General features: G+C 60.2%; 17 protein-coding genes. 5 read left to right on the forward strand and 12 right to left on the reverse strand.

Features of this window, described 5'->3' with window-relative positions:
• The first annotated feature begins 216 nt into the window (after positions 1 to 216).
• Both K328_RS0110135 and K328_RS0110140 read left to right on the forward strand, forming a co-directional pair.
• Complete coding sequence (locus K328_RS0110135; protein WP_205620609.1) at positions 217 to 1,380, forward strand: GNAT family N-acetyltransferase/peptidase C39 family protein; 1,164 nt, start codon at positions 217 to 219, stop codon at positions 1,378 to 1,380.
• Entirely contained in the window at positions 1,377 to 2,870 is a 1,494-nt protein-coding gene (locus tag K328_RS0110140) for a RimK family protein (protein ID WP_028465893.1), read from the forward strand. Before K328_RS0110135 ends, K328_RS0110140 begins: the two co-directional genes overlap by 4 nt.
• On the opposite strand, the gene K328_RS25765 is transcribed toward K328_RS0110140, so the two are convergent.
• Both K328_RS25765 and K328_RS0110150 read right to left on the reverse strand, forming a co-directional pair.
• The gene (locus tag K328_RS25765; RefSeq protein ID WP_156901220.1) at positions 2,867 to 5,011 is read right to left on the reverse strand and encodes a methyl-accepting chemotaxis protein; all 2,145 of its coding nucleotides are present in this window, start codon (positions 5,009 to 5,011) and stop codon (positions 2,867 to 2,869) included. The genes K328_RS0110140 and K328_RS25765 overlap by 4 nt on opposite strands.
• A gap of 218 nt (positions 5,012 to 5,229) precedes the next feature.
• Entirely contained in the window at positions 5,230 to 6,192 is a 963-nt protein-coding gene (locus K328_RS0110150) for a helix-turn-helix domain-containing protein (protein ID WP_028465894.1), read from the reverse strand.
• A gap of 152 nt (positions 6,193 to 6,344) precedes the next feature.
• Between K328_RS0110150 and K328_RS0110155 the strand changes: the two genes are divergently transcribed.
• The gene (locus K328_RS0110155) at positions 6,345 to 8,492 is read left to right on the forward strand and encodes a TonB-dependent siderophore receptor (RefSeq protein WP_084608196.1); all 2,148 of its coding nucleotides are present in this window, start codon (positions 6,345 to 6,347) and stop codon (positions 8,490 to 8,492) included.
• Between the two features lie 174 nt (positions 8,493 to 8,666).
• Positions 8,667 to 8,981, forward strand: a complete 315-nt coding sequence (locus K328_RS0110160) for a DUF2218 domain-containing protein (RefSeq protein ID WP_028465896.1) — start codon at positions 8,667 to 8,669, stop codon at positions 8,979 to 8,981.
• Between the two features lie 47 nt (positions 8,982 to 9,028).
• Here K328_RS0110160 and K328_RS25770 read toward each other — a convergent pair whose 3' ends face one another.
• Positions 9,029 to 9,649, reverse strand: coding sequence for a glutathione S-transferase family protein (locus tag K328_RS25770; RefSeq protein WP_051284710.1), 621 nt, complete (start codon positions 9,647 to 9,649; stop codon positions 9,029 to 9,031).
• Between the two features lie 419 nt (positions 9,650 to 10,068).
• On the opposite strand from K328_RS25770, the gene K328_RS0110170 reads away from it, so the two are divergent.
• Positions 10,069 to 12,396, forward strand: coding sequence for an AAA family ATPase (locus tag K328_RS0110170; RefSeq protein ID WP_028465897.1), 2,328 nt, complete (start codon positions 10,069 to 10,071; stop codon positions 12,394 to 12,396).
• A 189-nt stretch (positions 12,397 to 12,585) separates the two neighbouring features.
• Here the strand turns inward: K328_RS0110170 and hmuQ are convergent, their stop codons facing one another.
• The 9 genes from hmuQ to K328_RS23395 form a co-directional block, all read right to left on the reverse strand.
• Positions 12,586 to 12,900 (reverse strand): heme-degrading protein HmuQ, encoded by a 315-nt coding sequence (gene hmuQ, locus K328_RS0110175; protein WP_028465898.1) that lies wholly within the window; start codon positions 12,898 to 12,900, stop codon positions 12,586 to 12,588.
• Positions 12,901 to 12,938: 38 nt separating this feature from the next.
• The gene (locus K328_RS23375) at positions 12,939 to 13,739 is read right to left on the reverse strand and encodes a heme ABC transporter ATP-binding protein (protein WP_051284711.1); all 801 of its coding nucleotides are present in this window, start codon (positions 13,737 to 13,739) and stop codon (positions 12,939 to 12,941) included.
• The gene (locus K328_RS0110185; RefSeq protein ID WP_051284712.1) at positions 13,732 to 14,796 is read right to left on the reverse strand and encodes a FecCD family ABC transporter permease; all 1,065 of its coding nucleotides are present in this window, start codon (positions 14,794 to 14,796) and stop codon (positions 13,732 to 13,734) included. Before K328_RS0110185 ends, K328_RS23375 begins: the two co-directional genes overlap by 8 nt.
• A gap of 7 nt (positions 14,797 to 14,803) precedes the next feature.
• Positions 14,804 to 15,658, reverse strand: a complete 855-nt coding sequence (locus K328_RS0110190; RefSeq protein ID WP_036553310.1) for a heme/hemin ABC transporter substrate-binding protein — start codon at positions 15,656 to 15,658, stop codon at positions 14,804 to 14,806.
• Entirely contained in the window at positions 15,655 to 16,722 is a 1,068-nt protein-coding gene (locus tag K328_RS23380) for a hemin-degrading factor (RefSeq protein ID WP_051284713.1), read from the reverse strand. The genes K328_RS0110190 and K328_RS23380 overlap by 4 nt, the downstream gene beginning before the upstream one ends.
• 34 nt (positions 16,723 to 16,756) lie before the next feature.
• Positions 16,757 to 18,772 carry a TonB-dependent receptor domain-containing protein gene (locus K328_RS23385; RefSeq protein WP_051284714.1) on the reverse strand — a complete coding sequence of 672 codons (2,016 nt, stop codon included), beginning with the start codon at positions 18,770 to 18,772 and terminating at the stop codon, positions 16,757 to 16,759.
• 98 nt (positions 18,773 to 18,870) lie between these two features.
• A complete protein-coding gene (gene hemP, locus K328_RS23390) occupies positions 18,871 to 19,062 on the reverse strand; it encodes a hemin uptake protein HemP (protein WP_205620610.1) in 192 nt (63 codons plus the stop codon).
• A 162-nt stretch (positions 19,063 to 19,224) separates the two neighbouring features.
• Entirely contained in the window at positions 19,225 to 20,277 is a 1,053-nt protein-coding gene (locus tag K328_RS0110210) for an energy transducer TonB (protein ID WP_028465901.1), read from the reverse strand.
• Positions 20,274 to 20,675, reverse strand: a complete 402-nt coding sequence (locus tag K328_RS23395; protein WP_051284715.1) for an ExbD/TolR family protein — start codon at positions 20,673 to 20,675, stop codon at positions 20,274 to 20,276. Before K328_RS23395 ends, K328_RS0110210 begins: the two co-directional genes overlap by 4 nt.
• Positions 20,676 to 20,678 lie beyond the last annotated feature (3 nt).

Below are 20,678 nucleotides of genomic sequence, written 5' to 3' on the forward strand. Positions count from 1 at the left end.
TGATTGACTGAAGCACCAGTTTGGCGGGCTGAGCCGACCGCTGCAAGCCGATACCTTTCTTGCAATGCTGGGCCCTGTTTTTCGCAGGTTCTTGCACGCATATCCGCGAGACAGAAACCGCGACACTCGCTAATCTCCCGCATGGGAAACGGGAGACGGCGGGATGCCGGTCAAAGCCTGCTCCCTTGATCAACGACAATTCAGGAGTATGGCGGGGTGGCCTCGTCAAAAGGTGAGAAACAGCGCCGGCCCGATCCGTCCATGGATATGACGGAGATCCGCATTCGAGCCGCGACGCCGGCGGATCTGGACGCCCTTGTCCGTATTGAAGAGGCTTGTTTCGATAGTGACCGGCTCAGCCGCCGTAGCTTCCGCGACTTTATCCACCACGGCCATTGCACGCTGCTGGTCTCCGAAGGCGACTGCGGCATTGCCGGCTACATCCTGATCCTCTATCGCCGGGGCACGGCGCTGGCCCGGCTTTATTCCATTGCCCTCACCCCATCCACGCGCGGCACCGGCCTCGCAGCGGGGCTGATGAGCGCCAGCGAGGATATCGCCCGCGACGAGCATGGCTGCCTCTCGCTCCGACTGGAAGTCCGGCCGGACAACAAGTCCGCCATCACCCTCTACACCCGTCTCGGCTACAAACAGTTCGGAAAATATCTCGACTATTACGAGGATCATGCGGACGCCCTGCGGTTCGAGAAGCGGCTCGTCCGCTCGACCCTCACGGCAAATGCCCCCTCCTATTATTCCCAGACCTCCGAATTCACCTGCGGCCCCGCCTGCATGATGATGGCACTGAAGGCGTTCGATCCTTCCGTCAGCTTCAGCCGGGTCGAGGAATTCCGGCTCTGGCGAGAGTCGACGACGGTCTTCATGCAAACGGGTCACGGTGGCTGCGAGCCGGTCGGCATGGCAGTGGCGCTGGCCCGCAAGGGACTTTCGGTCGAGGTCTTCCTCAGCCAGGAACCGCCACTCTTCATCGACAGCGTGCGCCTCAAGGCCCAGCGCGAGGCTCTTACCCTGATCCAGGAAGACTACCGGCGCGAGGCTGAAGAACTGCGCATCCCGGTTCATATCAAACCACTGGACAATGTTGCCCTGAGCGCGGCCCTCGGTGAGGGAGCCTATGCAATCGTCCTGGTCAGCCTCTATCAGATGCTGGGCAGCAAGACACCGCACTGGGTGCTAGTTTATGGCGAAGAGAACGGCCGTTATCTGATCCACGATCCGTGGATCGAGACAGACGCGCTGGAAACCGAAAGCGCGGCAGCAGCCCTGCCCATCCCCAAGGAGGCTTTCGAACGGATGGCCCGCTGGGGCCGCGGAAGGCTGCGGGCCGCGATTATTGTTCGAAAGGAACAGACGGAATGACGGATTGGCTGGTTCTTACCGAAGGTCGGAAGGATATCGACCAAGCCGATACGCAACACAAGGTGATGTCCGTGCGCGACTATCTCGCCGCACCCGCCCTGTTTGAACGCTCGCGCCCGGTCGTCATCAACGTGGCCCGCAGCTACGCCTACCAGAGCGCCGGCTATTACGCCTCACTGCTGGCCGAAGCGCGAGGCCATCGGGTTATGCCGAGCGTGCAGACCATGCTGGAGCTGTCACGCAAGAGCCTCTATGCGGCCTCAATGCCGGAACTTGAGGAAGCGCTGAACAAGGACCGTGCCCGCGCCGGAGACACCGGCGATGAAGGGTTCGAGTTCATCGTCGCCTTCGGCCGCCCGTCCCGGCAGGGTTACGAGAAATTCGCCCGTCTTCTATTCGACTGGTACCGCTGCCCGGGCATCACCGTGAAAGTGGATGCCGGAGAGTGGGCCCGTATCCGGCATCTGAAGCCCCTCTCCCTGAAACGGATCAGTGCGGACAACAAGACCTTCCTGATCGAGGCAATGGATATTCATTGCCGGCGCTCCTGGTCCGGTCCGAAATCCAAGACCCCGCTGCGCTGGAGCCTCGCCGTTCTACATAACCCCAAGGAAGCTCTGCCCCCCTCGCAGCTCAAATCCTTGAAACGCATGGCGGCGGTCGGGGAGAAAATGGGCATCGAGGTAGAGCCTATCCAGAAGAAGGACCTGCCGCGTCTTGCCGAGTTCGACGCCCTGTTCATTCGGGAAACCACCTCGGTCAACGACCATACCTTCCGCTTCGCCCGCCGGGCGGAGCAGGAAGGCATGCCGGTGATCGACGACACGATGTCGATGATCCGCTGCACCAACAAGGTGTTCCTGAAGGAAAAGCTGGAAGCCGCCAGACTGCCTATCCCGAAGACTGTCGTGCTGTCTCCGTCCAGCGCTCTCTCGAAGGCGACCGACGCCATCGATTTCCCCATGGTGGTGAAAATTCCGGACGGCTCATTCAGCCGGGGGGTGCACAAGGTTACCGATGCGGCACAACTGAAGGCGTTGACGACAGAGCTGTTCCGCAAAACTGACCTGTTGCTGGCACAGGAATTCATGCCGACGGACTTCGACTGGCGCGTCGGTGTGCTCGCCGGTGAGCCGCTCTTCGTCAGCAAATACCTGATGGCCCGCAAACACTGGCAGATCGTGCATCACCGCCCGGACGGTCAGGTTCGCGAGGGCGGGTTCGAGACCATGGCTATCGAAAAGGCCCCGTCGGAGGTCATCGATATCGCGGTGAAGGCCGCCGCCCTGATGGGCGACGGGCTCTACGGAGTCGATCTGAAGCAGAACGCGAACGGCGTGTTCGTCATCGAGGTCAACGATAACCCGAACCTGGATACCGGCATCGAAGGCGCCTTCCTTGGCGACGAGCTATGGCGCCGGGTACTGTCATGGTTCCGGGACCGGCTGGAGCCAAAACCGGTTCCGGTGGCAGGTGCCAAGGCCCGCTAGGCGTTACGAACCTCGTCCAGGAACCGGCGTACAGTGTCGTTCAGCGTGTTCGACTGCTGGGCGACCTCGCGTGCTGTCTCCAGCACCTGGCTGGCCGCGGCGCCGGTATCCTGCGCCCCTTCGGTCATGGAAGAGATATTGGCCGAGACCATCTGGGTGCCCTGCGCCGCTTCCTGAACGTTGCGGCTGATTTCATTGGTCGCCGAGTTCTGCTCCTCGACCGCCGAGGCAATCCCGGTTGCGATCTCGCTGACCCGGGCCACCGTCTCGGAAATCGTCCGGATGGCACTGACCGCGCTGGTCGTCTCTGACTGCATTGCCGAAATCTGCGTAGTGATCTCCTCGGTTGCCTTGGCCGTCTGGGTCGCCAGGTTTTTCACCTCGGAGGCCACCACCGCAAAGCCTTTGCCGGCCTCACCGGCACGGGCGGCCTCGATGGTGGCATTCAGGGCCAGCAGATTGGTCTGCTCGGCAATATCGTTGATCAACCCGACGATCTCGCCGACCTTCTGGGCCGCCTGATCGAGGCCGACGACAGACTCGCGGGTATGCTCCGCCTGCTGGGATGCTTCCGCGCTGATCCGGGTGGATTCGCTGACCTGCTGGCCGATTTCCCGGATCGAGGAAGCAAGTTGTTCCGCCGCCGCTGCGACCATGTCCACGTTGGAGGAGGCCTCACCGGACGCCGCCGCGACTGATTCCGCCTGAGTCTCGGTATTGCCGGCGATTTTGGTCATGGATTGCGCGGTGGCATCAAGCTCGGTAGTCGCACTGGCGACACTGCGAAGGGCTTCGCTGACCGCGTTGTCGAAGATCTCGGTAATCTCCTCGATCCGCCGGGACCGGGCTTCGCGCTGCTCGCGGGCCTTCTCCTGCTCGGCCTGCATTTCCTCGTTCTTGATCATGTTCGCTCGGAACACTTCCACGGATTCTGCCATCTGCCCGATCTCGTCGCCGCGTCCGGTACCGGGAATCTCGACACTGAGATCGCCTTCGGAGAGAGACCGCATCACCCCGGTCATCTGTACCACCGGCCGCAAAGCCGTGCGCGCCGTCGTGTAGCCGATCCCGGCCAGCAGCAGAAACATCACCACACCGACCGCGGCAAGGATGTTCCGCATGTCCTGCACCGGCCCGAGAATTTCGGCCTCGCTCATCTCTCCGAGCACAGCCCAGCGCACGCCCTCGAATTCCAGCGGCTTGAAGACCGAATAGACCGGCTCTCCGAGATAGTTGCTTTCCTGAACCGTACCTTCCTCTCCTGCCAGCGCCTTTCCGGCAGCATCGGTGTTTGCTTCCGCCGTCAGAATGGCATCGGCACCCGAAACACGGGAGCTGCTGCGCAACAGCATGTCGGCTCCGACCAGGATGGTCTCGCCGGTTTCCCCCATGCCGGAGGTATCCCGCATCAGCCGGTCGATCATTTCGGCTGGAATATGGATCACCAGACCGCCGGCGAACTCCCCGCGGACAAATAGCGGCGTTGCGATGAAAGCCGTCGGCCCGTCGGCACGCGGCGCATAGCCGTGGAAGTCAGTCATCACGACCTGACCCGGCTCGGGGTTTTCCGACAGCTTGGCAAAGACCGTCGCCAGTTCCGTGTCTTTCGCCGGGCCTTCCGCCAGGCTGGTCGCGTAATCCGCTGCTTTGAGAACGCTGTAGACAATATTGCCGTCGGAATCGATCAGCATCACATCGGCATAGCCGCGGCTTTCCTGCAGCTTGCGGAACCAGGGGTGGTTTTCGCCGTGATACTTGGAGTAGCCAGAGCCGTCTTCGGCAAGATCCAGGAGCTGCTTGCTGCCCTCCGGATTTGGGTTGTCCTCGATATAGAGCTTCTGCAGCGTCTCCGTCGGGTCGCCTTTCCGGGCAAACAGCCGGAAGCCGAACTTGAACCCGTTCAACGCCTTTTCCGTCCCGCTGTTCGCGGCAACGATCTGCATGTCGTCACGAATGGTGTCCAGCAGCGTCCTGAGGGCAACGACCCGCGCCACCGACAGGGCCTCCAGTTGATCGACCGCCCGTTTTTCCAACTGAGTCGCTGACAGGAAATAGCTTACGGACGCCACCATCAGGATGGACAGCGCGGTAGCAATTCCGACAAGCGCCGGAATTTTTGCCGATAGATTGATATTTTTCACGTATTCCAACCCCAAGGACTTTATTTTTTTCGATCTAGAAGATTTTCTGAAATTATTTCAACTAAAACCTCAACCACCACCTTCACGAGAACTACTAAATTCGAAAAAAACACCCCAAATCGCCGCGATCGCAAACAAGATTTTGAATTTGTTTCAAAATTTATTTAATTATTCAAGAGGAACAGCAGGCCAAAACGGAAAAACCAAGCGTGAATTCGCTATTCGTCGTTCCGTTTCGCTTCCGACGGCGCATGGCCATAGATCCGGCGGTAGGCGGTGGCGAAATTCGCGGCTGATGTGTATCCGGCGATATGGGCCGCCTGCTGGATGGGCAGGTGCTCTTCGATCAGGGCCCTCCGGGCAAGGTCGAGGCGGGACCGCCTGAGGTGGTCGACCACAGTGACCCCGTGGGCCTCCTTGAAGACCCGCTGCATTGTACTCACGCTCATGCCATTGGCGGCCGCGATTGAGCTCAGGGTCAGTGCCGCCTCCAGATTGTCCGCGATATAGCGATGCAGCAACGCCGCGCGGTCGCTGTCATCCGAAAGCGCCGCCGGCTGATCGATGCAGGCAAAGGCATCACGCAAAACCCCGAGGGCGAGCATTTCAAGCGAAAGACGGTTCAGCAATCCGTCGCTGCCGAGGCATTCCAGTAACTTGCGGGCGCCACGCGCCGTGTCAGCCGAGGGATGCCAAGCATGGACATCGAGATGGGATTCTGCAAATCGCCGGACAGCATGATCCTGGTCCGTATCCCGGCCGAGAAATTCCTCGATCCAGCTTTTATTGACCGAGACGTTGACCTTCTTGACGCTCTGGCCCGACCGGATGGTGCGCCGCAGAAGCGCGGGTCTGGCGACGGACCAGATGAGCCCGCCCGCCTGCGCACCGTCAGGAACGGACAGATCGAGCTCGACACCGTCGATCGCCGCCGCAGGCGCTCCCGCGAAAACAATGGAAACCGAAACCTGCGGCTCAAGACGGAGCTCCGTCACCGTATCGCTCTGCTCGACCGCGTCTGTCGCGTGGATATGCAGACCGGACCGGAAGCTCTCGACAAAGAAATCGCCCCGCAGCATAGCCGGCGCTTCTTCTCCGGTGCTCCCGAGCATCCGGTAGAAGCTCGCGTCCGCTTTTACCTGGCGGGACAGGTCTTCGAAACTGAGGTCTGCATCAAGCATCGGGACAACCTGCCGGTGGCGAGACAATAGGCTCTGACCAGCGAACAAACGGGATTGACGATCGTGCAAATGATCGATCAATTGCGAATGATTGTCAATTTCAGATACCGAGAGATCATGCTTTACAAGACCTTTGGGGGATAGTTCAAACCATGGTTTACGCTCGGAAAAGCGAAGACTGCAATCGGCGCATAATGCGGGCGCTCCTGCTCGGCTCTGCCATGGCGAGCGTCATTACGCTCTCAGGCGTGGCCCAGGCCCAGCAAGCCGGCGGCAAGCCGGTTGTTCTCGACAGCATCGTGGTCGAAGGCGATCCGGGCGTGGTCACCGAGGATACCGGCTCCTATGCGGCCAGCCGGTCCACGGTCGGTTACAAGCAGCCGACGGACATCCGGGAAATCCCGCAGACCGTCAACGTCCTGACCCGGCAACGGCTGGACGACCAGAACATCACCACGCTGGAAGAAGCCGGATATCTGCTGCCGAATGTGACTACGGCAACCGGCAATGGCTTCGATGGCTCGCTCTATTCCCGTGGCCACGAGGTCTTCACCTACAATATCGACGGTGCCCCGCGGCCGTTCCTCAGCCTTTACGGCACCGCCCCGGATCTTATCTTCTTCGACCGTGTCGAAGTGCTGTCCGGGCCGTCCGGCGTGTTCCAGGGATCGGGCGAGCCGGTCGGCACCGTCAACCTTGTGCGCAAGCGGCCGACCGGTCAGAACGCCGGCCGGGTGACGGGGATCGCTGGCAGCGACGAGCATTTCCGTGCCGAGACAGATCTGCAGGCCGCCGCCGGGGACGACAAGCAGCTGCGCGGCCGGATCATCGGCTATGGCCATACCAAAGGCTCCTATCTCGACATTGCCGAGCAGGAAAAGGGCGGCGGTTACGGAACCCTCGAATACGACCTGACGGACAAGCTGACGGTTTCCTTCGGCGGCATCCACGAGAGCGAGGACACGGTCTCGATGAGCGGCCAGCCGACCTATTCGGACGGCTCTTTCCTCAACGTTCCGGTGGAAACCTTCTTCGGCGCGCCCTGGGCGCAGCGCGAGGTCAACACCGCCGAAGGTTTCGCGGAAGGCGAATATGCCTTCGATAACGGCGGCGTCTTCAAGGTGACGAGCCGGGTCTACAACCGGGACACCAACATCAAGAACGCCCTGGCCTCGACCGCGGTCGACCCGGCCACCGGCGATTTCACCATGTTTGTGTTCGCCCGCCGGTTCGACGAGGTATCGTCCTATGTCGACGCGAACTATTCCGCACCGTTCAGCTTCTTCGGACGGCGCAGCGAGTTCTCGGTTGGCACAGACTACCGGCGTTCCGAGCAGGACATGAAGCAGAATTTCGACTTCTCGCTGGGCACACAGAACATCAACACCTTCGATCCCTACAGCCTGACCGAGCCCGACATCACCTATCCGGGCGTCGGCCCCGGCTTTCGTCTGAACACGGAGACGGAGAACAACGAATATGGCGGCTACGGCTATACCCGCCTGCAAGTCTATGACGGCCTCAACCTGACACTTGGCGGCCGCTATACGAGCTATGACAGCGATACGCTGGATACCGGCCGGTCGACCAAGACCAGCATCACCGAGAACGAGTTCGTGCCGATGGTCGGCCTGAGCTACGACATCGTGCCGGAAGCGACGGTCTATACGAGCTATTCCGAGATCTTCCAGCCCCAGAGCGAACAGCAGGCCGACGGCTCACAGGTCGAGCCGGTCCGCGGGCGCCAGGTCGAGATCGGCACCAAGGTCTCGCTGTTCGACGGCTTCCTGAACGGTCAGGCCTCTGTCTACTGGCTGCAGGACGAGAACCGGGCGATCAGCGATCCGAACAATACCGGCTCCTTCATCGCCTCCCAGGAAGAAGACACGCATGGCTTCGAGCTGTCAGTTACCGGCAGCCCCTATCCGGGCCTCGAGCTCAGCGCCGGTTACAGCTATGTCGACACGGATCTTGAAACCGACCCGACACCGGCGCATAGCGGCGTGATCTGGGGCCGGTATACCTTCCTCGACGGCGCGCTGGAGAATCTCTATATCGGCGCCGGCGTTCAGGCGGTCGGTGAGTTCGAAGCCGTGAGCAGCGGCGTCAAGATCGATGCCCCAGGCTATGCCGTCGTGAATGCGTCGGCCGGGTACCCGATCAACGAGAACTTTGAAGTCGGTCTGTTCGTTAAAAACCTGCTGGATCATGAATATGTCGAACGTGTGAATACGACGGCACGCGGCGTCTTTTACGGCGATCCGCTGACCGCGACGCTCAGGCTTACCGGCAAATTTTAAGGGCACTGGATGCCTGACTCCTTGCCGCCCCGATCAGGGATACTGGCCATCGCGGACGGCTCTCCTGATCGGGGGAGCCGCCCGCTGCCGGTTAAGACAAGAGCCAAACATGCAATCGACACCCGCCGCACACGAAGAACAATTCTGAACAAAATCAATAATCTGGAGAGAATGATGCCTTCCGCCCACGCCACCGTCCGCTCGGAAAAAGCCGGCCGTTACCTGGTCCAGCTCTGCAAGCATTTCGCCCACAAGATCCCGGCCACCTGGGAGGAAACGGACGGCAAGGACACCACGGGACATGCCGATTTCGGCATCGGCACCTGCGACATGACGGCAAGGGACGGCGCGCTTCTGCTTGCCTGCAACGCCCCCGACGAAGATGGGCTCGGCAAGGTGAAATATGTGCTGGAAGACCACATCGTCCGGTTCGGCTGGAAGGAAGAACTGAAGGTCGACTGGCAGGACGGCGCCCCCGCCGGAGCCTGACCGCCAGAGACCAGCCCCAGGTCAGCGGGCCAAGTCAGTGGGCCGGATCAGCGCGTAAGGGGACGGAGCGCATCCTGACTTGGGGCACTCTCGGCGACGGACGCGATGGTGTCGTAGGCATCCGACCAAGCGGCAAGTGCCGGATAGCTCTCCCGCCAGTCCGGCACCAGCCCGTAGAACTGCATCATGCCGAGCGCCGCCACGACGCAGAGCGCGTCGAAACTGATCGGCGGCGCGCCTGCGGGGGCTTTCAGTGTCGCGTTCAGATGGTCCAGACCGCGCCTGACCTGGATATCGGCCACCTCAAGCAGGGACCGGGACCGCTCCCCCTCGGCGCGCCTCATCTCGCGCGACCAGACCGTGACCACATCGAGAAAGGCGAGCGACTGCGCCTCTGCCGCCACGGCCTGCCAGTCGCCATAGGGCGCAACGGTCCGCTTGCCGGATTTCTCGTCCAGATAGCCGCAGATATGCCGCGCCTCCGAGAGCACGAGGTCGCCGTCCACCAGCAGCGGGATGCGCCCCAGCGGCGAGACCGGAATGACCGGGCTGTCCGGCGTCCGCAGCCCCACCCAATCGAGCTCCAGCGCATCGCCCAACCCGCTCTCGATCGCGGTAATCCGGCAGATCCGGGCATAGGGCGAATTGGGGGTGTAATAGAGCTTCATGGTGGCGGCCTCCTCCCGGTTTTATTATTGGGAGCCACCCTAGCGCAGACTGTTCCTTGTGGGAGGGACAAATGAGCGGGGGCGCGCGCGGCCTGACCGTCTCTCGGATCATCGAGGCCGAACCGGCGCGGTGACGGGTGGGGAGAGGACGCTAAAGGTCAGACTTAGGAGCCATGCGGCCATGCGCACTTCGGTCAGTTTCCACTGATCCTGACGGTTCACTTCAAGAAGATCACTGTATCCAATTTGCGAATTTTTGCTTCTCTCCAACATACTGAAAGCTTTTGGTTCATTGGATATGACACCCGCTTACAGCCAACCCGACCGACAATTTATGCTTAATAGGCTCTAGTGAAACACCCGCCATGAGTGGATAACTTATTTGCATTCATAACCAATGACCTTCAGAGAGTATCTTCATGAGCACTGCTCCCAATGCAAGGTTCTCGATCTCGGCGCAGTATTTAGGACCGGTTTTCTCGCTGGACGGCGAGCTAACAAAGAACGCGCAAAACTTGGTTTTTGCGCGTAATGGCACTGGCAAATCCTTTCTGAGTCGGGCTTTTCGCTACCTCGACCTTCATGGTCAAGGCGCCTCATTGGACAACGCGCCGCGTAATCTCGTTTCTGATGAGTCACCCGACGGCAAAGGCTTGTTTTCCTTCGGTCGTGGCACCGATGCGATGGGCTCACTGAAATTGGAAAAGTCTAGAGATCAGACCACCGCCCAGCTAGCGGATGCCATATTTCACGTTTTTTCCGAGGATTTTATCCAGGAAGAGCTACGGGAACAAAAATACAACCTTAACGGTGAAATCGAAAATCAGATTGCCGTTGATAGTGCGAACATTCAGCTTAATGAGAGTCAAGAAGCACTAGCGAGCGCCAAGGGCGCTGCACAAACTGCTTTCAATACTTTGAATGACGATTTCGACGCAGCGAAGTCCTCTGAGCTGAGTGATAAGGCCAACGTCCGAAAACAGCTGAAGGAGTATGCTGCGCTGAACTTTGAAAGCCTGCTTGCGACATATTTAGAAAAGCCTGAAACACAGGAAAAGAGTTTCGCTGACATTCTAACAGAACTTGACGACCTTAAAGCAATACCTGCAGAGCCAGCCTACCCAGAGGCCATTGATATCATTGGGGTCGACGATATCGATTTGAATGCTCTCGCTGAGATTCTCAATAGAATCATATCTCCTTCGAGTGTTTCTGAGAAAATAAAGCAGAAGATCGACGCCAATCGGGATTTCTACAAGACTGGCGTCGACATCATCAGACATGAGCACCACCCATCATGTCCGTTCTGTGAACAGGGCGTAACAGGCACGGATCCAAAAGCAGTCATTGATGCGTATGTCGAATATTTCTCTGATGAAGAGGAAAAGCAGAAGTCAGAGCTTCGTCGCTTTTATACAGCACTGACGAACAAAAAGACTCAGCTAACAGATGTCGAAACAACGCTGCTGCGTCAGAAGTCACACTATGACGCGCTCAAAGCCCATCTCCCTTCTATGAAAGCGACATTTCTTTCTGATTTTGAAGAAGAAATTAAGGCCGCAATCGCGGCAATCTCTTCACTGAAGAACACTATTGAGGACAAGGCGAAGAGCCTTAGCTTTCCAGTATCACTACCAGATGATGATTTTTCAGCCCGGATCGATGCAATCAATTCGATCATAAGAGGCAATAATACGGGCGTTGAAGCATTAAATCGGGCTGTTTCTAAGTCGGATGACGAGCGTAAAAAGCTAAACCGGGAAGCTTGCACGGCATTTGAGCTAGAGTTCGCCATCTCACGATGGTCGGACATCCAATTCCTGATGGCTCTCCGGAAAGATGAGAATGACAAGGCCTCAGCACTCGCAGCGCTAGAGAAGTTGAGCCCATCAACGGATGCGCGTGTGCGAGTGGCGGATACCTTTGAGCTACTGCTGAAAGATTTCTTCGGTGAGAAGTATGTCTTTGATAAAGATACCTTTGTGCTGCGACGTGGCGCGAATGAAATGACGCGCGGGCCGCATCGCACCCTCAGTGACGGAGAAAAGACGGCAATCGCCTTTTGCTTTTTTGTGGCTTGTGTCCATCGGAAGGTTGCGACCAACAGCGATTATCGCCGCTTGTTCTTGGTCTTTGACGATCCCGTGACATCGATGTCGTATGACTTCGTGTTTGCAATAGCTCAGACACTAAAGAACCTTAACATCTCTGATCGGGGTGAAGTGTCGAACAATCCGGGACTTATTGACGGGAACAAGTATAAACGGCCTGAGTTGCTGGTCCTCACGCACAGTAGCTATTTCTTCAACGTCGCGGTGGCAAACAAGGTAGTTGATGCCAATGCGGCGTTTGAACTTCACTCTGATAAAGGAGTGCACAAGTTCTCACGACTCAATAAATATGTGGCTCCGTTTCAGGAGCAGCTGAAAGACATCTACGAAATTGCCAATGGCCAAGCTCCTAACCATTCAACGGCAAATGCCATCCGTTCGGTGTTGGAAGCAGTTGGACGGTTTTGCAGGCCAGACAAGTCTGACAGTCTAACGATCTTTGTGCAGTATTTGGCCAGTGAAGATGGGATCGTCCTGAAGAGTGTTCTCATTAATTCGTTTTGTCACGGGACCTATTATGAAGAAATTCCTTCGCCCGAAGACTTAAAACTCGCGTGCGCTGAGACTATCGCGGTGGTGGAAAAGTATGCAGCCGGTCAGCTCGAAGTGATCAAGGGACTTGTGACGGCGAAGTGATACCCCTGCTGGGGCGCATGCTGCGTCTCACTCGCGCTCGTTCGGCTTGCTGTTCCCCAAAGCATGGGAGGCCGCTTAGACGACCACCAGCAACATTCCCAACTTCACAACACTCAATCCCCCCACATAAAAGCGCCGGCCCCATCCGGGACCGGCGCTCCATGCATCTCACATCCAGATCAGAGCTGATCAGAGCTTCTGCACCGTCTCAAAACCCTCGAACTGCGGGTGGCCCTGATAGAGGGGTTTCCGGTCGGGGTTGCCTGCGTTGGCGTGGGCTTTACGGAAATGCTCGGACTTGGTCCAGGCGACGAAGGCGTCGTAGTCCTTCCAGAGCGTGTGCGAGGCGTACAGCGTGTGGTCTTCGGCTTCGGGGCCCTTGAGCAGGCGGAACTCGACGAAGCCCGGCACCTGGTCGAGCTGAGAGTCGCGGGTCTTCCAGACGGTCTCGAAATCCTCTTCGGAGCCCTTGGTGACCTTGAAGCGGTTCATGGCGATATACATTCTGTCTCTCCTTTGTTTTTTTTAAACGTATCGGGTTTCTAAGCTTCCGGCCCGGCATGCGCGTCCGGGCCATAGACGGGGAGGATGCGCGGCGCCTGGCCGTCCTCCCGTTCAACGGCGATTTCCGTCTCATAGATGGCACTCAGACGGTCGGCTGTGAAGATCTCCGCCCCCGGCCCGTCCGCGACCATGCGTCCGTCATGCATCAGCGCCACCCGGTCGGCGAAGGCCGCGGCGAGGTTCAGGTCGTGCAGCACCACCAGCACCCCCGCCCCCTCGCGGGCCGCCCTGCGGGCAATGCGCATGGTGGTGATCTGGTGGGCGATATCGAGGCTCGATGTCGGCTCGTCCAGCATCAGATAGCCCGTGTCCGGAGTGTCGGACGCGGCGAGCTGCACGAGCACCCGGGCCAGATGCGCCCGGTGGCGCTGGCCGCCCGAGAGGATCTGGCAATTGTCGCCGATCCGGTCGGCCAGGCCGACGGAATGCAGTTTCCTGGCGATCAGCGCGTCGGCCTGCTCCGGCGGCACGTCGCGCGGGATGGAAAGCGCCAGCAGCTCACCCACGCTGAACCCGGCGGAGAGCGACGGCGATTGTTCCAGTACCGCGCGGCGGCGGGCCAGCTCCGCCGGCGGCAGGCCCGTGATGATCGCGCCCTCGATGAAAACCTGGCCCCGCTCGGGCTGAAAGTCGCCTGCCATGGCGGCGAGCAGCGTCGATTTGCCAGCCCCGTTCGGGCCGCACAGGGCGACCAGTTCGCCCGGCCGCACCCGCAGGCTGACGTCCCGCAGCACGGTCGTCTTGCCGAAGCTGACGGTAATTCCCTGGGCTTCAAGCATTGCCGCCTCCCCTGTTCATCCGGCGCATCAGCAGCCAGAGGAAGAACGGCCCGCCGATCATGCTGGTGGCGAGCCCGATGGGCGGCTCGCTCGGCGGGACCGCGAGCCGGACACCGAGATCGGCACCGAGAATGAGGGCGCCGCCGATCAGCGCGGCCGCCGGAAGCACATGCCGATGCGCCGGGCCGACGATCAGCCGGGCCATGTGCGGCGCCACCAGCCCGATAAAGCCGATCGGCCCTGCCGCCGCCGTCACGGCGCCGACGGAGAGCGCGGTCAGCAGCGCGATGCGGCGCTTTTGCCGCTCGATATCGACCCCGGCATGGAAGGCCGCCCGCTCACCAAGCTGGAACAGGTCGAGGGTCCGCCCCATACGGAGCAGGAACAGCCCGGAGGCAACCGCCACCACCGAGGTGACAGCAACCGACATCCAGTTGCCCGACGCGATGGAGCCCATCGACCAGAAGGTCAGATCCCGGAGCTGCTGGTCGTCGCTGATATAGACCATGGCGCCGATCAGGGCGCCCGCAATGGCGTTCACCGCCACCCCGGCCAGGATCAGCATGGCGACGTTCGTGCCGCCGCTCCGGCTGGCGAAGGTGAAGACAAAGCCTGTGACGAGAATACTGCCGACAAAGGCGCCGAGCGGCAGGGCATAGGGCCGCACGAAGGCGGGCAGCTCGCCGATGAAGAAATTGCCGAGAACGATGACGGTGACGGCGCCGACCGCCGCCCCCGCCGTCACGCCGATCAGCCCCGGATCGGCCAGCGGATTGCGCAGCACGCCTTGCAGCGCGCAACCGGACAGCGCCAGCCCCATGCCAACGGCAAGGCCGAGCACCATGCGGGGCAGCCGGATCTGCAACAGGATCGCCGTCGGCCCCGGCTCGCCATTTCCGATCAGGACGGAGAACAGATCCACAGGCCCGAGCCGGACCGGCCCCAGAGCCACTTCGGCGAAAGCCACCAGAACGACCAGCGCTCCGAGAGCGCCGAACAGCGGCCGGCGTCCGAAAACGCCGGCAACCCGCCGCGGCAAAGTCGTTGTGACCGCCATCTCCGGATCAGTCGCTCTGCTCTGTCTTGGTCAGGGCCGTTGCCAGCTCCCGCACGGCTTCCGGCAGACGCGGGCCGAAGGTGAGCATCAGGATACCGTCCATGGCGACAAAGCGCCGGTTCTTGCCCGCCGGTGTGAGAGAGAATTCGGGACGCGCCAGCATGGCGTCGATGCCGCCGATCCGGTCCAGCGTCTGGGACATCATCAGCAGCACATCGGGCGCGGCGGAGATAATCGCTTCCTGGGACATCGGCTTGTAGCCCTCGAAGCCCGTGACAGCGTTCACACCGCCCGACAGACCGATGATCGCATCAGCCGCCGTACCGGCTCCGGCCACCAGCGGCGCCCCGTCCCGGGTATTCAGCACGAAGATGACCCGTGTGTTCTCCGGAACGGCCCTGGCGACTTCGGACGCGCCCTGCATGTCCGTCTCGAGCTGCTCCGCAAGCGTGCCGGCGGCTTCCGGCATGGCCAGCACATCCCCGACAAACCGGATCTTTTGCTGAACCCCGGCCAGCGAGTCCCCTTTCGGGGCCAGCTCAACCCGCAGTCCGGCGGCTTTCAGCTGCTCCACGGCGGGCGGCGGTCCCGCGTCATGCGCGGCAATCAGCAGATCGGGCTGCAACGACAGGATGCCTTCGGCCGCCAGCCGGCGAATATAGCCGATCTGTTCCTTCCCCGCCGCCTCGGCCGGGAAGGTCGAGGTGCTGTCCACCGCGATCACCCGGTCGCCGGCGCCAAGCTGATAGATGATCTCGGTGATGTCCCCTCCTGCGGAGACAATGCGCTGCGGCCCCGCCGCGCGGGCATCGCCGGATGCGAGCAGAACGGCCGAGAGCAGGAATGCAGTAAGAAACCTCATACCGCTTCTCCTTCGACATACCCGTTGATCAGCGACAGCCAGGCCTCCGGCTCCTCCGCACCTTCCTCCCGGACCGGGAAGAACTGGCAGATCACCGTGCCGTCGGCCGCGAAACAGTCGAGCGAGGTGATGTTCAGGCCCTTTTCGGTCGAGGTCTTGCAGACCGCGTAGCAGGCGTCGATCGCCTCGTCCTTCAGATGCAGATTGAAACGCGGGTCGAGAATGTTGAGCCAGCCGGCGGCGCGCTTTATGCGCTGGACCGGGCCGGAATGAACCTGGATGCATCCCGGGCCGCGCACGAAGCACATGATCGGCAGCCCGCTCTCGGCGACGCTGTGCAGCATGTTCTCGACGGCGCTGACCGGAACCGGATTGGCAAAATCGCTCCCCGCCAGCCGCAAGGCCTGCTGGCGGCCTATGCCAAGCTCGGCCAGCATCCGGGTAAACTGGTGCCCGTTGCCGAGCCGGCTCCAGCGCGACCGCAGATCCTCGGCATCGATCTGATCGTCGGGACGTTCCGCCTTGGGCGCGTCGGGTGCCTCGAACTGCAGCGGCTCCGGCGTCAGGTTGGTGAAATCGCGCGTCAGTGCGACGAACCTGTCCATATCGGTCCCGCCAACCGCATAGATCTTGAAGGCGGCGGCGCCTGTCTTGTCGAAGAATTGCAATGAGTGGCGTGTGAGTTTCGGAGACTCGTCGGTGACGTAGAAACCCGTCTTCCACTGCGCAAGGAACATCCGGAGATCGATTTCCTTGCCGAAAGCCGAGCCCATATGGGTGTTGAACCGCATGTTCTCGAAGGTTCCGGTCTTCTCGTGCACGCAATGATCGTTGCGTGTGAGGACCATGACGTCGCCGACCTCGGGCATGCGCTCGATCAGGCCGACGACGTCCATGCCGGAGACAGACAATCGGCGGACACTGCCATCGCGCTCTCTCGCCTCCAGAAGGGCAGCCTCGGGAACACCGAGTTCCTCGGCCGCTGCCCGCGCACGGATAAATCCCTGCTCTTCCTTCATGCGATTGAGTTCAATCAGCAATTCTTCCGCCGATCTGGTCGTCATTGTCGTCTCCCGTTTTAGTCGCTGGGCTCAGTCCTCAGAACTGATGGGCCAGCGTGATCCGGAACGTACGGCCCATGCCGTTGTCGCCGGACAGATGCTCGCGATAGGTTTTGTCGAGAATGTTCTCGATGCCGAAGCGGAACTCGGAATCCTGCAGAACGCCTTCATCCGGCTTCCAGCTGGCAAAGAGGTTGTGCACCGTGTAGCCGGAGGTCGGCAGCGTGGTGCCGGAAACCTTGTCCTGGCCTGCCGCCATAACACCGCGCCAACCGAAATCGACGTTGTATTCCGGCATCCGTCCACCAACGGTCAGGACGAGTTCGTCCGCCGGGATGGAGTTGAGGTCTGTATCCTCCTCCTTGTTCTCGCCCCGGATCGCGGTATAGGCGGCACGGGTGAAGAAATAGGTGGACTGATAGGAAGCCTCGAACTCAACACCGACAATTTCCGCCTCCCCTACATTGTAGAAGGTGGAGCGGGTATTCTCGCGCTCGATCAGGTCCTTGATGTCGTTATGGAAGAGCGTGGCCTTTGCGGTGAAGGCGTCGTTCTCAAGAGCGAGATCGCGGAAGGAAGCGGCGACACCACCCTCGACGTTGAAGGACTTTTCCGGATCGAGATTAAGATTGCCGCTTGTCGTGTCAAAGACCTCGTCGAGGACCGGCATGCGCTCTGTATAAGCTGCGGAACCGAATACACCCCAGTTCGGCGTCAGCTGATAGTGAGCGGCAAGTTTCGGCGAGAAAGCCGTATTCTCGACACTCTCGCTCACACTCAGATTACCCGCCGGAGTGAGCTCGGTGTAGTCGACGCGGACGCCCGGAATAATGGTCAGCTTGTCCCAGAGGACGAGTTCGTTCTGGACATAGGCGCCGTATTGCGCGCTTTCGCCACCCGGGTGGAACGATATGCTGCCGGACGGGTTCGTGCTGGAAGTCGGCTGATCCGCTGTCCGGGTCTGGAACGCGTAGCTGACACCGGTGATCAGGTAGTTCTCATAATTGTCACCGGTGAATGCCGCTGTGTTCTCGGCCCGCGCCTGCCAGGTCTCATAGGCGTAGAACGTGTCCTGGAAAAGCGCGGAGGTGCTGATGTCTTTGAGTGTGGAATTATACTGATCGACTTCGGTATTCGAGTAGGAACCAAAGAGTTCCAGATCGATCAACGGATTGCTGCTCGGCTGGTAATTATAACTCAGCACACCTGTCTGGTCGGTAACGTCACGGTCGATATTGCCGAACTGGACTGATGTATTGGTCTGCGCGTAATCGTCGTTCTTGTCCTCAGTCATCCAGTGCTGGTAGGACGCACGGAGCTTGTGCTCCATATCGGGGCCGAACTGGTAAGTTCCTTTGAGCAGACCGGAGGGAGCCTCGAAATCGGAGCCGGTAACCGCATTGCCGTCTCCATCCTCATATTCACCTGCGCGCCGGTAGTTAAAGGCGCCGAGCAGATCAAGGCCTTCAACAGGCCGCGCGGCGGCAATACTGGATGTCAGAAATCCGGACTCGTTGCTCTGAAACTCGAACTTCTGGCGAAAGCCGAATTTATCGTCGCCTTCCAGATAATCGGCCGCGTCCTTGGTGGTCACATCGATAACCCCGCCAAGCGCACCGGCACCGTAAAGGGTCGAGGATGCCGGGCCACGCAGCACTTCAATTGCCTTGAAGAGCTCTGGATCGGCAAAGAAAGAGCCCATCCGGTACTGTTCATGGAACTTGGTGGCGCCATCGACCCGCACAATCAGCCGGTTCTCGTCCGAAGCCCCAAGCGCGCCGATACCGCGGATGTTGAAGCTTTCGCCGAGCACACGCTCAGATCCAATCGCCTTGACGCCGGGCAGATCGGTCAGCACATCGCCGATTGTGGTCGGCTGGGCTGCTTCCAGGTCTTCCTGGTCCACGACGGACACGGATTGCGGCGTCTCGATGGCCACTTTCTCTTTACCCGCGGAAATTACGATACGGTCAAGTTGAGTGGCCTCGCCGGCATGGGCGGACGACACCACAGCGGTGGCGATGGTCGCCGCCGCAGCAATAGCTAAACGCATTCAAAAGCCTCTTCGTCAGGTCGCTGCTGTTAGCTGCCTAGCGAAGGGCTGGGTGGCTACTCTCTGTCTAAGCCGGAGAAACCCTCCGGCGGGTCTAATCACTTCGTGAGGATCAACTTGTTGTTGTTGGTCACACGCAGTCTGTATTCGGAACCGTTGAACAGAAGGAACACCTCCCGGTCATCGCCCATCAGATCACTGACGAGAATGCGGTTCCTCTCATTTGAAATGGTTGAGTCCGCGCCGGGCAATGGTGCTTCGTTCGGCTCGTCCGAGGGTGTCCCCGCCAACAACTCGGCTCCTCCAGTAAGAATGTCACGAACGCATGGCGGCCCCCCGCCAGACGTTATGATGTCTGTCATAAACGATGCGTCTTGCAAATACAAATGCAAATCATTCGCATTAGTAAAAACATGTTAGGACAGAAACCGGCCCGAACCACACGGGTCATCTTATCGAAGATTGTATTCTATGGAGGTGGTGAAATCGAAGGTCGCCCCGACAATCTCAGGCGGCATTGCCGGCATCGGATCGGCCCTTTTCAGGAGATCCAGCAGCGCCTCGTCCAGAACCTTCCGGCCGGAACTCTTCACGATGGAGCGTTTCATGATGCTGCCCGAGCGGTCGATCTGGAAGCTGAACGCGACGGTGCCTTCATAGCGCCGCAGCCGGGCTGCGCGGGGGTACTTCTTGTGCCGCTCAAGCCAGCTCTGGATCGTCGCGAAGTAGGACTTGCGCGCTCCGGCGATGCCACCACCAACAGAGGAAGCCTGGGTCTGACCAGGTCCCGCGGCACGATTCGGCGCCGAGGAAGCGATGTCGAACACTCCGCTCCCCCTCTTTTTCTGCGCGTCCAACACCTTGTCCGCCAACACCGCGTCGGCTTTAGGCTGTTTCGGAGCAGCCTCCACCGGCTTCGCCTCGACAACCTTGGTCTCAACGGGCTTCACCAGTTTGACCGGGCGTGGCTGTTTGACTGTCTCGACCGATTTTACCGGCGGCTCCGGGCGCGTTACCGGTAAGGGCGGCGGCAGAACAGCGGCCGTCACAGTCTCCACCGGAACAATTTCGGCAGCCTCGGCGACCTCGGTTTCCTGCGGCACAGGTTCCACCACCGGCTCGGCGGTTTCCACGACTTCAGGCTCAACGGGCTCGGCCTCGACCATCTCGACGGGTTCGACCAGGGGCGTTTCCGTCACTTCCGTTACCGGTGTGTCCGGCGGAGGGGGCGCAACGGTCTGCTCCATTACCTCCTCCATAGCCTCTCCGTCCGGCGCGCCGCTCGCTTCGGCTGCGGAAATGTTCTCGGCAACTGTCTGCGCCTTGACCCCGCCGGCATCCCCCATCATCACAATAAGGCCGCCTTCGCCCGTATCCGCACTGCTCGTCGCAGGAACCTCAAACGCCACGAAGGACAGAACGGCCAGGCCATGCAATGCGAGCGCGGCGGCGAAACCGGCGATCATGGACGGGGCAGTACCACGCCGTTCAACGATTGCGCTCATGACGCACCCGTCGCAAGCAATCCGAGCTCCTTGAGTCCGACCGCCCGAAGCTCCTCGATCAGGGCAATAACCATCGCCGCGTCGCTCTGCGCGTCGGCCTTCAGCTTCAAGCGCGCGTCCGGATGCTCCGCGAAGTAGGACTTGAGGTGCCCGACGACATCTTCCCGCTCAAGGATCTCATCCCGGAAGGAAAGCCGCCCGTCGGCCGCAATCAGCAGAACCGCCGTGGTGTCGTCCGGCTGGCCGGAATTCGACGTCTCAGGCGGCGTGATGTCCAGCAGCTCCGCTTTTTCGAGCGCGCCCGCCAGCATGAAGAAAATCAGCAGCAGGAAAACGACGTTGATCAGCGGCAGAACATTCTCGGCCGCCGATTTTTTCTTGGGTTTGATAAGCCGCATCGC

The organism is Nisaea denitrificans DSM 18348, from assembly GCF_000426505.1.
GTDB classification, from domain to species: domain Bacteria; phylum Pseudomonadota; class Alphaproteobacteria; order Thalassobaculales; family Thalassobaculaceae; genus Nisaea; species Nisaea denitrificans.